Genomic DNA, 14909 nt, shown 5'->3' on the forward strand with positions numbered 1-14909 from the left:
GATACGGTCCTTGGCATTTACCGCAATGGCTTAACGAAGAGGTTACTTTTACAGCAGAATGTAAACATTGATAAGAAGATGGAAGCGGTGGACGGGGCATAGTGGGGTTGACTTCGATGCCCGAGACCACCCCAACATGCGGGACCCCATTCGCCGTTTTCAGTCGATCAGTACAAATGCCCGCACAGCGGTGCGCGAGTTTCGCGACGGCGTGTCACAACCCAACATGGCCTTCGTGCTGTTCTTCTGCTCCAGCGCCTATGAACTCGACGAGATCGCCGAGGAGATGGCCCTGGGGTTTCCCGGCGTTACGGTTTTCGGCTGCACGACGGCCGGTGAGATCGGCCCCGAAGGCTATCTCACCTACAGCCTCAGCGGCGCCAGCTTTCCCCGCGACAGTTTCGCAGCCGTCGGTCGCCTCGTCCCCGACCTGCAGCGGTTCGAACCGGCATCGGCGCGCATCCACGTCCAGTCGCTACTGCTGGAACTCGATGCCGAAACCGCTGACCGCCCGAGACTCGTCAATCGCTTCGCGCTGTCGCTGATCGACGGCCTGTCGATCCGCGAGGAACTGGTCGGCCGCGCCTTCCAGTCGGCGCTCGACGATATCTGTCTGATCGGCGGATCGGCGGGCGACGATCTCAACTTCCGACGCACCCACGTCTACGCCGATGGCGGCTTCCACACTGACGCTGCGGTGGTGATGCTGATCGCCACGTCGCGACCGTTCCGCGCCGTGAAGATTCAGAATTTCACTCCGATGCAGGAACGGCTGGTGGTGACGGCGGCCGAACCAGAACGCCGGCTGGTCCGGGAGATCAACGGGCTGCCGGCCACCGAGGAATATGCGCGAGCGACCGACACCACCCCGAAGGGCCTCGGCCCAGCTAGGTTCGCCGCGGCGCCGATCGTCGTTTTCCTGAGCGGCAGCCAGTACGTGCGCGCGGTCCAGACCGCCCATGGCGACGGCAGTCTCACCTTCTATTGCGCCGTTGATGAGGGCATGGTGTTCCGTATCGCCAGCATGACGGATCTGCTCTCCGACCTGAAGGCCGCGCTGGCGGAGATCCGCGACGCCATCGGCAGACCCAAGCTGCTCATCGGGTTCGACTGCATCCTGAGAAAGCTGACTATTTCCGCCAAAAGCCTGACCCGGGACGTCGAACACCTGTTCGAAGAGAACAATGTCGTCGGCTTCTCCTGTTATGGCGAGCAATATCAGGGCATCCACGTCAACCATACCCTGACGGGCGTCGCGATCGGCGACTTGCCGGAGGACACCCGGCATGGCTAAGCGTCCGCTTCTGGGCTCTGAGTCCGACCCGAAACTGCTGCTGGCCGAGATCGCCCGGCAGAACAAGGTCATCGAGGCGCTAATGAACCGGCTGGAGCGCAACGCCGCCGGCGACTATCGTACCGAATTCGACGAACTCCAGACGGCCGTCGCCCTGAAGGGCGAGGTGCGCCGCCGTACCGCCGCCCTGGAAACCGCCCTCCGAGACAACGAGCTAATCACCCGCAAACTGCGCGAATCCGAGTTCAAGCTGCTCGGCGTCGTCAACCAGCCGCTGGTCGGCATCTCCACCTCCGAAGAGGGAAGATTCACTTTTGCCAACAAAAAGATGGCCGACATGTTCGGCTATGACGTCAGCGAGGTGATCGGCCGTGACGTTCTCACCCTGGTGGCCGAGTGCGACCGGCCGATGGTGGCCGAGCACACGCGCCAGCGCATGTCCGGCGAAGTGCCGATGGCCGACTACACCTTTCGCGGCCTGCGCAAGGACGGTGTGGAGATCGATATCGAGCTGCACGGCAGCGTCCACAACGTCGGCGTCAGGCCGGTCGCCGTCAGCATCATGCTCGACATCAGCAAGCGCCGGCAGGCCGAGCGGCGGGCCGAAGGGCTGCATGCCCTCTTGCGCGAGCAGTCGCTCCGCGACGCGCTGACCGGACTCTACAACCGCCGCTATCTCGACGTGGCGCTGGAAGAGGAATGCAATCGGGCCCAACGGGACGGCCATGCCTTCAGCGTCGTCATGTGCGATCTCGACCATTTCAAGCTGGTCAACGACCGATACGGCCATCAGGCGGGCGACGACGTGCTCGCCATCATCGCCGCGGTCATCGACAAGCGCTGCGGATCGGCAGCCCAGGCCTTCCGCTACGGCGGCGAGGAGTTTCTCGCCCTGCTGCCGGGCCAGACCGGTGCCGCGGCGGCCGGCTGGGCCAACGCACTGCGCAAGGAGCTGCAGACGCAGATCGTCAATCCCGGCCGCGACGCCTTCCGCATCACCGCTTCCTTCGGCGTCGCATCCTTCCCCGAGCATGGCCTCTGCGGCAACGATCTGATCGGCCTCGCCGATCAGGCTCTTTACCAGGCCAAGCGAGGCGGCCGTAACCAGGTGCGGATTGCCGATCTCTCAAACGGGCGAGCCTCTGCCCTCCAGGAACCGCCCCTTCCAATGACAGCACAGGGCAGAAGATAGCGAACCGGGCGGCGAAGGTGGAGAGTCACTTCATCTCGTCATGGATCGACAGCGGCAACAGCCATCCGCCTTGCGGGCTGAAAACGAAAAATCAGACCACTACAAGCATTTCTCGAGCGCTTAACCTTTCGCAACGCGGTGGAAGCGACGGGCGCTTTGCCGCCATTCTGGCGAAGGGAGACATGCGATGGCGACGCTCATTCTTCCGGGCTGGCAAGGCTCGGGGCCCGGACACTGGCAGGCGCATTGGCTGAACCTGATGGACAGGACGGTGCTGGTGCGGCAGCGCGATTGGGAGCGCCCGGATCTCGATGACTGGCTTGCAGAGGCAATCGAGGCGATCGAGCGCTATCCGAATCCCATTCTGGTTGGCCACAGCCTCGGCGCCATCCTGATCGCCCACCTTGCGAGCCGCTACCCGGACCTGCTGATCGCCGGCGCGCTGCTGGTCGCGCCCGCCGACGTTGACAACCAGGCGGACACCGTGCCGGCCGTCGCCTCCTTCGCTCCCATTCCGACCGGGCCGCTCGGCTTTCCGGCCATCGTGGTCGGCAGCCGCAACGATCCGTGGATGCCATCCGCCCGCGCCCGTATCCTCGCCCGCATGTGGGAGGCTGAGTATGTCGACGCCGGACATGCCGGCCACATCAATGCCATGACTGACCTGGGCGCTTGGCCCGAAGGTCAGAAGCTGCTCGCTCGCGTAACGGCGGTGGCACGAAGTCGGTCGCTGGCGCGCGGCAGCGGCTTCTGCGGCGGTGCGGCGCGCAAGGGAATTTACCCATTGGCCGCTGCCGCGAACTGAAAATGACCTGTCAACAATCAGCAGCGCGGCATCACCGCCGAGAATAGCGGCCGGCCTCCTGACGGAACACTGGCACTAGCCGGCGAGCACCATGGCAGCCGTGTTGGATTTCTGCAGCATGTCGGCCAGCGTGGTGCGGTCGAGCACCTCTGCCATGGCGTCCCGCACCTCGGTCATGACAATGCGGACCGAACAGGTGGAGAGGTCGCCGCAGTCGTCGCAGGGCTGGAAGGCGGTCCGACTGGCGCAGGCAATCGGCGCCAGTGGTCCATCAAGCGCCCGCACCACCGGTCCGATGACAATCTCGGCCGCCGGGCGGCTCAGAGCAAAGCCGCCGCCGGGGCCTTTCCACGAGCGGACGAAGCCAGCGTTCTTGAGATCGCGCATGATGGCGTCGAGGAATTTCTTGGAGATATTCTCGCGTGCCGCGATTTCCGCCACCTGGACCGCCTTGCCAGGCTCCGAGCGAGCAAGGTGGACCAGCGCCTTGAGCCCGTATTTGCCCTTCTTGGTCAGCATTGCTCGTCTCCAGACGCGTTAAAGGCCGAAATAGCGGCGTACGGGCATGGCGTCAATCGATCGGAGCTCCTTTGGCTCACCACAATGACGGAAGTTGATGCATCCCGTGAGTTCGCGGCAATTCGTTCTGGATCCGATCGGAACACCTTGGAAGATCAAGGCAAACCATGTGCGGTCAAACCGGCTTCTCGCGGCATATCGTTCCAGCATCACCCGGCAAAAGGAAAATACAAGCCTGATGACGCCCGGAAATATTGGCTAGCCTTCTCAGGATTGCTGGCCAGATCCAGCACACAGACCTCTTCCGGAGCGAGGAAAATGCCAGAAGGCCGAATGCCGAGCCCCCTGTCTACCGTCGCAGGCAAGCCACTGTCACGGGTCGGACTTGGTACGGCCGCTTTTGGCAAGGGTGGCAATGCAGACGACCTCGCTGACGCCACCTTGCGGCGTGCCCTCGACCTCGGCATCAACTGGATCGATACGGATGCAGTGTTCGGATTTGGCGGTGCCGAGCGGCTGATCGGCCGCACCCTGGCCGAGCTGCCGGTTGATGATCGTCCCTTCATCGCCATTGCAGCGGGCTACGATTGGGATGGCCGATCACGGCGAGTCACGCCGCAGCTTGCCATGCAACCGCGCCGCCTGCGTCAACAGATCGAACGGTCACTCGCCCGCCTCGGCATTGAAGCCGCCGACCTCGTCAAACTCAATCTCGACGCAAGCTCGGACGCGCTATTCGAAGATGCATGGTCGACTTTGCTCGATCTCAAGCAGAGCGGCCTCGTCCGAGCGGTTGGCCTGATCGCACCCGACAGCGCTCGCCTCGAACGCGCCGAGCGGATCGGCGCCTGCGACGCCGTCTACGTCGAGTTGTCGCTGGTCGATCGCCGCATCGGCGACAGTGAACTTCTATGGCGGCGGATGCCAACGTCTACGATCATCGCCTATCGGACGCTTGGCGGTGGCGAGCTGGTGTCACCCAGCGGCCCCATCGATGCGCCCAACAAACTGGCCCTAGGTCCGCTCAGGCAGCTTCTCCAAACAATCGCCACCCGTCGGCACGCAATGCCGTCGGCCGTCGCCGCAGCCTGGAGCCTGACCTGGCTAGGAATAGCCGGCATCGCCGTGGGGGCTCAATGTCCCGAGCACATCGCCGCTGTCGCTTCTGCGCCGGAGGTCGAACTCTCCGTGCGCGACCTTTCCGACATCGCAAACCTCTTGCCGACACTCGGTCCCGAGCGCGGCCCTCTTCATCCCCGCCGGTTCGCCAAAGCGGCATGAACCCAGTCGTTTTCTCTCAGAAGAGTTTCAGCTCCCGTCTCCCAACATCGCCCGCTCGGCGCTCGACAGTTCCCGAGACGGCCCCGCGAAGGCTCAACCTCTCGTCGCCGTTCGTCAATTCAAGCCGTGGGTTCTGCTTGTTCCTGCGTGAGCGCCAACGCTGCCGCCGAACGAATGTCGGCGGCGAGCTCATCGACGCGTGCCGGATCGGCGTCCCAGGCGAACATGAAACGGGCACCGCCGCCGATGAAGGTGTAGAAGCGCCAACCTCGACGGCGCAACTCGTCCAGCACGGCCTCGGGAGCACTCAGGAACACCGAGTTTGCCTCTACGGGAAAGAGCAATTCGATGCCGGGCACGCCGGCGATCGCCGCCGTCAACCGGGCTGCGCAAGCGTTGCCGTGGCGGGCATTGCGCAGCCAGGCCCCACTTTCCAGCATGCCGATCCATGGCGCCGACAGGAACCGCATCTTCGACGCGAGCTGCCCGGCCTGCTTGCAGCGATAGTCAAAATCCTCGGCCAGCGCCCTGTCGAAGAAGATGACAGCTTCGCCGACAGCCATGCCGTTCTTGGTTCCGCCGAAACAGAGCACGTCGACGCCGGCCTGCCAGGATAGCTCGGCCGGCGAACAGCCAAGCGCCGCACAGGCATGAGCAAAGCGGGCGCCGTCCATATGCAGCTTGAGCCCCAGCTCCCGGCAGACCGCGGCGATGGCTCGGACTTCCTCGATGCTATAGACGAGGCCGGTTTCGGTTGGCTGGGTGATGGTCACCACCCGAGGCTTGGGGAAATGGATGTCGGACCGACTGTTGGCCAGCGCCCTGATGATATCCGGCGTCAGCTTGGGTGCCGTCGGTGACGCGACAAGCAGCTTCGATCCGTTGGAAAAGAACTCGGGCGCGCCACACTCGTCGGTTTCCACGTGCGCCGACGAGGCGCAGATGACGCTGTGGAACGACTGGCAAAGGGAAGCGAGAGCCAGCGAGTTGGCCGCTGTGCCGTTGAAGACGAAAAAGACCTCGCAGTCCTTTTCGAACAGATGCCTGAACGCGTCGGCGGCGCGCTGGGTCCACGCATCCTCGCCATAGGCGATGGCCGAGCCGCCATTGGCGCGCTCCATCTCGGCCCAGGCCTCGGGACAGATGCCGGCGTAATTGTCGCTTGCGAATTGCTGGGCGGGATTGGTCACGTCAACTTCCTCTCATTTCAGAAGCGGAGCGACGCGTGGCTGGGATCCCGTTGGTTGCCGGTCGGCCACATCCCCCTCTTCACGAAGGGCACCACCTTGCTCGGGAGCAGGTTGGTGTCGGGCGTCTCCCCGACTCTTGATGCATGAATGGCAATTACCACTACAACCGACCTCCGGCAACCGTCTGTCGAGGCGTGCCGATAGAAACGCCCGGTCTCCTTGCCTCTGGTATCCTTTTGCCTGCTCCTTGATGCCGATTCATACCAAGCTGGCTCAAGTCCAAGCTTTCTATATTCTCCGGTGGCGCGGCTTGCGGCACATCATGTCGCCATCGGCGCAACTGCGGCATCCTGAATGCGCGCACGAGGCTTGCACGATCGGGACGCCTGCCGGCGCAAGGATCGCGGATAGGCGTGCGACCACGGAACGAATAAGGGGATATGGACTATGGCGCGGCTAGGTTTGGAACGTAACGTCGTCGATCAAGAGGTTCTCGACCGGACCATCGCGCGCCTCGGCCAGGAAGGCGTATTGCTGCCGACGCTGGGACAGCTCGCCAATCCCAAGACCGTTCCAGACGGCGTCCGCAAGCGTCTCGCCAGCGTCGATCCCGATGTGGCCAATCCCCTCAACCTGTTTCGTGTGCACTGGTTCAACGACGCGGCTCGCAGCGGACTCACCGACACGCCCGTCCACGTCGAGCTGCCGAGCGAGCTGACCGGCGTCAAGGCGCGCATCGTGCTGGCGCTCGGCAACCGCTTCCCGATGATCCGCGCCCACAAGGTGCTCGCCGCCTACGGCTGCCTGGTGCCGCGCCTCGTCACCGGACAGTTCGACCCCAGCCATCATAAGGCCGTCTGGCCGTCCACCGGCAACTACTGCCGCGGCGGCGTCGCCATCTCGCGCATTCTCGGCTGCCATGGCGTGGCCGTGCTGCCGGAGAACATGAGCCGCGAGCGCTTCGACTGGCTCGACAAGTGGGTGGTGGACAGTTCCGACGTCATCAAGACGCCCGGCTCGGAGAGCAACGTCAAGGAAATCTATGACGAGTGCGCCCGGCTCGACAGCGACGCCGACAACATCATCTTCAACCAGTTCTGCGAGTTCGGAAACTATCTCGTTCACCGTACCTGCACCGGCGCGGCGCTGGAGACGCTGTTCAAGGCGATCACCAAGGACCGCCCCGGATCCAAGCTTGCGGCTTTCGTGTCGGCCTCCGGATCGAGCGGCACGCTGGCAGCCGGCGACCATCTCAAGGAGCATCACGGCACCAAGATCGTCGTTGTCGAGGCGACCGAGTGTCCGACGCTCCTGGAGAATGGCTTCGGCGAGCACAACATCCAGGGTATCGGCGACAAGCACGTGCCCTACATCCACAACCTCATGAACACCGACATGGTGGCCGGCGTCAGCGACAGCGACACCGATCGGCTGATCGTGCTGTTCAACACCGAAGTCGGCCGCAACTACCTGATCGAGCGCCGCGGCATCGATCCGAAGCTGGTCGCCGACCTCAGCAATCTCGGCCTGTCGTCGATCTGCAACATGCTCGCGGCGATCAAGACCGCCAAGTATTACGACATGGGCCCGGACGACGTCATCGTCACCCTGGCCACCGATGGCGCCGCCATGTACGGCAGCGAGATCGACAAGGTGATCAAGCGTGATTTCGGCAACCGCTTCGACGCGGTGGCGGCTGGCGAGACCTGGGGCCGTTCGCTGGCGGCGGCGTCGACCAGCGACCTCCTCGAAATGACCTATGTCGACCGCAAGCGGGTGTTCAACCTCGGCTACTTCACCTGGGTGGAGCAGCAGGGCGTCTCCATCGAAGAGTTCAAGGCTCGCGCCAAGCAGTCCTACTGGGACGGCCTGCTCGATCTCGTGCCGGCCTGGGACAACATGATCGCCGACGTCAACGCCAAGAGCGGCGTTGCCAAGAAGCTGGGCGTCTGAGGCGATGGCGGTGAAGTTTCGTTGCCACGGCTGTGGCGCTGAGATCGACGCTGGTGTTCGGTTGGCCTTTGCCTGCCCGAATGCTGGCTTGGGCGACGATATCGACCACGTTCTCGTGGCCGACAGCGAAACGCTGCCGCTGTCGATCGGCAACGAAACCGACCCCTTCCTGCGCTATCGGCAATGGCTTTCGCCTTATAGGCTGGCACGGTCATCCGGGCTGTCTGACTCCGCCTGGTTCGATCTCGTTGGCAAGCTGGATCTGGCTCTGGCGGCTGTCGACGGAAGCGGCTTCCGCATCACACCTATGGCCGAACGCATTGGTCTCGCCAAGGCAATCGGTCTGTCGGGTTCGCTCTGGGTGAAGGACGAAACCCACAATGTATCGGGTTCACACAAGGCCCGGCATCTGATGGGCGTAATGCTCTATCTACGGGTCCTTGAGGCGGCTCGGTTGCCGGCCGGCGAAAATATGAAGGCACGGCGGCTGACGATTGCTTCTTGTGGCAATGCAGCCCTCGCTGCCGCCGTGATCGCAAGAGCCGCCGAATGGCCGCTGGACGTGTTCATTCCACCTGATGCCGATGAGGCGGTGAAAGCGAGGCTCAAGGAGCTCGGGGCGGCGATTACCATCTGTGAGCGGAGACCTGGCGAGGCAGGGGATCCCTGCTACCTGCGCTTCCGTGAGGCCGTGGCAGCGGGCGCCATTCCGTTTGGCGTACAGGGGACAGACAATGGACTGGCCATCGAAGGCGGCCGTACGCTGGCCTTCGAAATGGCGGAAGAATTCAGCCGGGTTGGCGTGGTCCCGGATGCGCTATTCGCTCAGGTTGGCGGTGGGGCATTGGCAAGCGCGCTCGCGCAAGGCTTGGCCATCGCGCGCGCAAACGGCCTGTTGCCCTCGCTTCCCAAACTATTCGCCGTCCAGACGGCAGGCTGCGCACCACTGGCGCGCGCCTGGGAGCGTCTCGACGGGATGGATCTCGACGTGCCGGCAAAGAAGCGATCACAGTTCATGTGGCCGTGGGAAACGACACCGACGAGCCTCGCGCACGGCATTCTCGACGATGAAACCTATGACTGGTGGGCAATCGCCGAAGGCATGCGCGCCAGCGGTGGCTCGACCGTCGTCGTCGACGAGAGCCAGGTCGCAACGGCACACAAAGCAGGACGTCTGCACACCGATATCGTTGCCTCTGCGACAGGCACTTCTGGCCTCGCCGGCGTGATCGCCAAGCCGGAGGCTGGCAGGCAGATCGCTGTTATTTTTTCCGGTGTGGAACGATAAGCCCCGGTGTCGCTTTATCCGGCATATCGCCGATTTCGCTTCGTGGGTGACGATGAGAGGCCGTCATGAATCGGTCGGCTATTTGGTCGGCCGTCCTTGTCGTAGATCTGCCCTTTCCATTGCGTTTTCAGGCCGGGGATCATCTCGTTATCGGGGCACCTCAGCACGACGGACGAGACAACACCATAACACCCAGATCAGCCAATCTGTGTTTGTTTGATAAGTTATGTTGATATTTTTGTGACTTTACGGTAGGAACTGTCTCAAACAGGAGAGCTACAATGTCATCCTTAGCCCAATGGATCAGGGACGAGGTTACAAGTATCCCGATAGCCGTTGGCTGCAGGAGGCTTTCTGATTGTGCGGTTGGCGCTTTTGTCCTCTCGCGCGATACCACGACGGATCCGTCTGCCTAAATCCCCAGCGACGGATTCATGCCGTGCAACACAACGATGATTTCCAGCAAGTGAAAGCGTCGGCCGGGCCGACCGGGCGACGTAAGGCGCTTCTCGACTACCTGCTGCCGGCCGGTTCGGCGCAAGTCGAGGAACTTGCCGATCATTTCGGCGTCAGTCGAATGACCGTCCATCGCGACCTCAGGCTTTTGGAGGAACAGGGAATTGTTCGCCGCGTCCACGGCGGCGTAACGGTTCGCTCGTCCAGCCTCGCCGACAGCACCATTCTCTATCGCGCCCGCCTTGCCGACGCCGAAAAGGACGCCCTCGCCCGCGCCGCCGCTGAACTCGTCGAGCCCGGCCAAGCCGTGATCCTTGATGACTCGACGACGGTCGGCCATCTCGCCGCGCATCTCGTCGACTGCAAACCGTTGACGGTGATTACCAGCAGTCTGACGATCATCGACACGCTCAAGGATGCTCCGGGCATCGAGACAATCTGTCTCGGAGGGCACTACAACGCACGTTTCAACGCGTTCTTCGGTTATCTTTGCGAGCAAGCCGTCGGCTCGCTGCGCGCCAATACCTTGTTTATGTCGACATCAACCATCCTCGGTCTGATTGCCTTTCATCAGCAAGAGGAAGTAGTGAAAACCAAACGCGCGCTGATGGAAGCAGCCGATCGCAAGATCCTGCTGATCGACAGCTCCAAGTTCGGCAAGACATCGCTGATCAAGCTCGCCATGCTGACCGAGTTCGACCAAGTGATTACCGATAGCGGCCTTTCTGAAGCAGACGCCGATGCGCTGCTCAAGGACGGCGTCAAGCTCACCATTGTCGAGGCTTGACCGTCGTCAGGGGATGCGGTGGCCGAACAAGAGTTCGGAAGGCTTCCGGCCAGAATCCCATATAGGCTTGGGGAACGTGGAAGACGGCCTACCCGATCGCAGGCATAGCTTTGGCGGGTGTGGAGGTCGCGGCTTTGCGCGCCGCCATGACCCGTGAGATCAATGCGGCGAACCCGTCCGCGGACCAGGCGGCGCGACCAACAAACAGGCCGTCGATGGCCTGTTCGCCGGCCAAGGCCGCGGCATTGTCCAGATTGACGCTGCCGCCATAGAGCACTGGCACAGACGGGGCTCCCAGCTCCTTCAAGGCGACATGGAGCGCAACGTGAACGGGGCGCGCCTCTTCGGGACTGGCCGGCACTCCGCCCTCTCCGATCGCCCATATCGGTTCATAGGCAACCAGACAGCGGCTGATCTCGCTCTTGGTCAAACCGGCAAAGGCGAGCTTCACCTGTCGCACCACCGCGGCACCCGATGCACCGGCTGCCCGCTCCTCGGCGCTGTCGCCGACGCAGAGCAGCGGCCTAAAGCCATGCCGCAAGGCGGCTTTCACTTTCAAATTGATTGTTGCGTCCGTCTCGCCGAAATGCTCGCGGCGCTCGGAGTGGCCGAGTTCGACAAGATCGATGTCAAACTCCTTCAGCATCACGGCCGATATTTCACCGGTGTAGGCCCCCGCGTCCGCCCAGTGCATGTTCTGAGCCCCGAGAAGGACCGGTGCCATACCGATCGCTTCACGGGCGGCGGCAAGCGCCGTAAACGGGGGGATGATGAAGAGTGCATAATCGGCCCCGGCATCATCGGGCAATCGCGCCTTGAGGTCGGCAATGTAGCGTCGTGTTTCGGCAACCGTCTTGTTCATTTTCCAGCCGGTACCGATCCAGAATGTGCTCACCTTTGCCTCCACCCACACGGAGACGAAGGCCCAGCCGCCCTCGCCTATCCGCTCTATACCCAGCCATCATTGTTGGAACGTTACGCGGCGATATAGTCGCGCATTGCCTCGAGGATCAGCGACATCGAGACGGCCCCCGGATCCGGGTGACCGAGCGACCGCTCACCAAGGGTCCTTGCCTTGCCGGTGGTGGCAATCATGCCTTTGGTCGCCTCAACACCGCCTTTGGCAGCATCGGTGGCGTTTCGCACAGCGGTAACGAGACCGCTCGCGATGGCGGCCTCAGCTGCGGCGGCGGCCGGCGCCAAGGCATCGATCATCGTCTTTTGCCCGGGCTGGGCGCCGCCACGTTTCTCCACGCCTTCAAGTCCGCGCGCCAGGAAACCTGCCAGACCCTCGGCATCCAGCGCGGCACGTTCTTCGAACGCGGCACTGCCGGCGCGAAATAGCGTGCCAAAAACGGCACCGGCAGCCCCTCCTGTCTTGGCCATGATCGCCGTACCAGCGGCCTTGAATACCTTCGCGACCGACTCTGGATCGGTGGTCGCCATTGTTTCTTCAACGGCGGCGAAGCCGCGGCGCATGCCGATGCCATGATCACCATCGCCGATCGCCTGATCGACCTCGGTGAGCATGTCAACGCTGGCGACGAGATGCCGGGCGACGGCCGTAAGCATATCGCGTGCCTGGGACGGAGTGAGTGTGTCGTACATGGATCAAGCCCTCGAATAGGCAAAGGAACGGGCGGGCATGTCGAGGTAATGCTTGAGCTCGGCATCGAGCTTCATCAGCGTGATCGACAGTCCGGCCATCTCCTGGCAGGTCAGGAAGGACCCCACATCAGTCCGATGGACGGCAATTCCCCGTTCTTTCAGGACCTGGTGCACCTTGCGACTGACGATCAGCATTTCCATGCAGGTCGTCGCACCGAGGTTGTTCACCAGGAGAGCGACCTCGTCGCCAGCTGAAAATGGCAGATCGGCGAGGATACGATCGGTCATCTCCTCGGCGATGGCGTCGGCCTCGGTTATCTTGCGGCGGGCGATGCCGGGCTCACCATGTGCGCCCATACCGATTTCGATCTCGTCTTCGGGCAGTTCGAAGGTGCGCTCTCCCGTTTCGGGAATGGAGCCGGCGGCAAGGGCCACCCCCATCGAGCGTGTATTGTCGCGCGCCTTGATGGCCACGCGATAGACTTCGTCAAGGTCGTCCAGCTCAGCTGCAGCTCCACCAGCCACCTTGATGACGAAGAAATCGCCGGCGATGCCGCGCCGATCGGTCATGCGCTCGGGCGGCGCGGCGGCGACATCATCCCAGACCCGTACCGTACGGGTGACAATTCCAGCCTCCTCGGCAAGCTCAGCGGCGATATCAAAGTTCATGTTATCGCCGGCGTAGTTGCCATAAACCATCAACACGCCTCGGCCCCGCTCAATGGCCGACAAAGTGTCGAGAATGAGATCGGGGGTCGGCGCTGCGAACACCTCGCCGCACGGGGCGCCATCGGCGAGATTGTAACCGACGAAGCCCGGAAACATCGGCTCGTGACCGCTGCCGCCGCCGATCAACAACGCCACCTTGTCGTCTGCCACCTGTGCCCTGACGACGGCATTGCGCCCCTCGAGACGGCGAAGATCGCCGCCACAGGCAGCGACCAGACCGTCAATGAGCTCAGAGACGACCTCAACGGGATTGTTGAGTAACTTCTTTGGCTTACCCACGCCAAATCCTCCCATTTTTTTGCTTATGCGGCCAGCGGCCGGAAGCCACCTGTCCAATTAGGCATATAGGGCCATCCGGCTGAGCACATGTCAATAACAATTTCATTGTTATGTTATTTTAGTATCCAAAAATTGTTGCTTTAGGACCACTCACCACAAGTTCGGACAGGCTAAAGCTTCCTGTATACACTAAATGGTTGCCGTAAGCCGATACTCACAATCAACTAAAATCCTGATTTCATTACATTTTAATCCTGCCTCAGTCCAATGCTACGCAAATTTACGTGGAACAGATACTAACTTCGATCGGGAGTGATTTGCTTGCATATATCGCATTCAAATGTTATCAAATGATCATAGGTCGTGATGCACGTAGCGAACCAGCCCGGAACGGGACGAAGGAGACTTCGCGAGGCTCAGGATCAAACCGCGCGGCGCCAAGCCGTCGCGAAAAGGCGGAGGAGAAAACATGAAGGCGCTTGTGCTCGAAGAGATCGGCAAGATTCGTCTGCGGGACATCGATCTGCCGACTGTGCCTGGCCCGGACGACGTCAAGATTGCCATGAAGAACGTCGGGATCTGCGGCAGCGACGTACACTTTTACGAATATGGCAACATTGGCCCGTTCGTCGTGAAGAAGCCGATGGTACTCGGCCATGAAGGCGCCGGCGTTGTTGTCGCGGTCGGCGCCAACGTGACCTCGTTCAAGGTTGGCGACAAGGTTTGCATGGAGCCGGGCATCCCCGACTGGACATCGCGGGCCGCGCGCATGGGCCTTTATAATCTCGATCCGGCCGTGCGTTTCTGGGCGACGCCGCCGGTGCACGGATGCCTGGCGCCGGAAGTGGTGCACCCCGCCAACCTCACCTTCAAACTGCCGGACAATGTTAGTCTCGCCGAGGGCGCGATGGTCGAGCCACTGGCCGTCGGCATGCAGGCGGCCACCAAGGCTCGCATCGAACCCGGCGCCACCGCAGCCGTGATCGGCTCGGGCACGATCGGCATCATGACAGCCCTGTCGGCAGTGGCTGCGGGCTGCTCGGATGTCTTCGTCATCGATCTTCAGCAGGAGAAGCTCGACGTCGCCGCGAAATATCCATCGCTGACGCCGATCAACCTCGCCAAGGAAGATGCCGTCGCCCGCGTCAGGGCCGCCACAGGCGGCTGGGGTGTCGATGCCGTCTTCGAGGCGAGCGGTAGCATGAAGGCCTATGACACGCTGTTCGACTACGCCTGTCCAGGCGGCTGCGCGGTGCTGGTCGGTATGCCGGCCAAGCCGGTTGCCTATGACGTGGTGGCGGGACAGGCCAAGGAGCTGCGCGTCGAGCACGTCTTCCGCTATGCCAACATCTACGATCGGGCCATCAACTTGCTGGCGTCCGGCAAGATCGACGTCAAGCCGCTGATTTCGAAGTACTATTCGTTCGAGCAGGCGGTCGAGGCGTTCGAGTTCGCTGCCAAAGCGCCCGCCAACATTATCAAGACGCAGATCGTCTTTGCTTGATCCTGATGCCGCCGGAGCCGAAGG

The 14909-nt window shown here is 62.3% G+C and carries 13 protein-coding genes and 1 riboswitch; of the genes, 8 read left to right on the forward strand and 5 right to left on the reverse strand.

Features of this window, described 5'->3' with window-relative positions; translation table 11 throughout:
* Positions 1-136 precede the first annotated feature (136 nt).
* From G522_RS0114880 to G522_RS27015, 3 genes are all read left to right on the forward strand, one after another.
* Positions 137-1294 (forward strand): FIST N-terminal domain-containing protein, encoded by a 1158-nt coding sequence (locus G522_RS0114880; protein WP_036839428.1) that lies wholly within the window; start codon positions 137-139, stop codon positions 1292-1294.
* Entirely contained in the window at positions 1287-2486 is a 1200-nt protein-coding gene (locus G522_RS29040; protein WP_026791731.1) for a sensor domain-containing diguanylate cyclase, read from the forward strand. The genes G522_RS0114880 and G522_RS29040 overlap by 8 nt, the downstream gene beginning before the upstream one ends.
* Before the next feature lie 187 nt (positions 2487-2673).
* Positions 2674-3291, forward strand: a complete 618-nt coding sequence (locus G522_RS27015) for an RBBP9/YdeN family alpha/beta hydrolase (protein WP_051228657.1) — start codon at positions 2674-2676, stop codon at positions 3289-3291.
* A 75-nt stretch (positions 3292-3366) separates the two neighbouring features.
* On the opposite strand, the gene G522_RS0114895 is transcribed toward G522_RS27015, so the two are convergent.
* Positions 3367-3810 carry an RrF2 family transcriptional regulator gene (locus G522_RS0114895; protein ID WP_026791732.1) on the reverse strand — a complete coding sequence of 148 codons (444 nt, stop codon included), beginning with the start codon at positions 3808-3810 and terminating at the stop codon, positions 3367-3369.
* Positions 3811-4143: 333 nt separating this feature from the next.
* Between G522_RS0114895 and G522_RS0114900 the strand changes: the two genes are divergently transcribed.
* Positions 4144-5091 (forward strand): aldo/keto reductase, encoded by a 948-nt coding sequence (locus G522_RS0114900; RefSeq protein WP_026791733.1) that lies wholly within the window; start codon positions 4144-4146, stop codon positions 5089-5091.
* A 119-nt stretch (positions 5092-5210) separates the two neighbouring features.
* Here G522_RS0114900 and G522_RS0114905 read toward each other — a convergent pair whose 3' ends face one another.
* Entirely contained in the window at positions 5211-6281 is a 1071-nt protein-coding gene (locus tag G522_RS0114905; protein WP_026791734.1) for a threonine aldolase family protein, read from the reverse strand.
* Between the two features lie 40 nt (positions 6282-6321).
* Positions 6322-6429: riboswitch (SAM-I-IV-variant riboswitch) on the reverse strand.
* A 299-nt stretch (positions 6430-6728) separates the two neighbouring features.
* Here G522_RS0114905 and G522_RS0114910 point away from each other — a divergent pair.
* From G522_RS0114910 to G522_RS0114920, 3 genes are all read left to right on the forward strand, one after another.
* Positions 6729-8234 carry a pyridoxal-phosphate dependent enzyme gene (locus G522_RS0114910; protein ID WP_026791735.1) on the forward strand — a complete coding sequence of 502 codons (1506 nt, stop codon included), beginning with the start codon at positions 6729-6731 and terminating at the stop codon, positions 8232-8234.
* Between the two features lie 10 nt (positions 8235-8244).
* Positions 8245-9522 carry a PLP-dependent lyase/thiolase gene (locus G522_RS0114915; RefSeq protein ID WP_169453534.1) on the forward strand — a complete coding sequence of 426 codons (1278 nt, stop codon included), beginning with the start codon at positions 8245-8247 and terminating at the stop codon, positions 9520-9522.
* A gap of 439 nt (positions 9523-9961) precedes the next feature.
* A complete protein-coding gene (locus tag G522_RS0114920) occupies positions 9962-10765 on the forward strand; it encodes a DeoR/GlpR family DNA-binding transcription regulator (RefSeq protein WP_245586670.1) in 804 nt (267 codons plus the stop codon).
* Positions 10766-10853: 88 nt separating this feature from the next.
* Here the strand turns inward: G522_RS0114920 and G522_RS27020 are convergent, their stop codons facing one another.
* The 3 genes from G522_RS27020 to G522_RS0114935 form a co-directional block, all read right to left on the reverse strand.
* Positions 10854-11660 carry a triose-phosphate isomerase gene (locus G522_RS27020; protein ID WP_084633206.1) on the reverse strand — a complete coding sequence of 269 codons (807 nt, stop codon included), beginning with the start codon at positions 11658-11660 and terminating at the stop codon, positions 10854-10856.
* Between the two features lie 80 nt (positions 11661-11740).
* Positions 11741-12373, reverse strand: coding sequence for a dihydroxyacetone kinase subunit DhaL (gene dhaL / locus G522_RS0114930; protein ID WP_026791738.1), 633 nt, complete (start codon positions 12371-12373; stop codon positions 11741-11743).
* A 3-nt stretch (positions 12374-12376) separates the two neighbouring features.
* Positions 12377-13381: a dihydroxyacetone kinase subunit DhaK gene (locus G522_RS0114935; RefSeq protein WP_026791739.1), complete on the reverse strand. Its 1005-nt coding sequence runs from the start codon at positions 13379-13381 to the stop codon at positions 12377-12379.
* A 469-nt stretch (positions 13382-13850) separates the two neighbouring features.
* Here G522_RS0114935 and G522_RS0114940 point away from each other — a divergent pair, with 469 nt between their 5' ends.
* The gene (locus G522_RS0114940) at positions 13851-14885 is read left to right on the forward strand and encodes an NAD(P)-dependent alcohol dehydrogenase (protein ID WP_026791740.1); all 1035 of its coding nucleotides are present in this window, start codon (positions 13851-13853) and stop codon (positions 14883-14885) included.
* Positions 14886-14909: the final 24 nt, after the last annotated feature.

This window comes from Pleomorphomonas oryzae DSM 16300 (genome assembly GCF_000422965.1).
GTDB lineage: Bacteria > Pseudomonadota > Alphaproteobacteria > Rhizobiales > Pleomorphomonadaceae > Pleomorphomonas > Pleomorphomonas oryzae.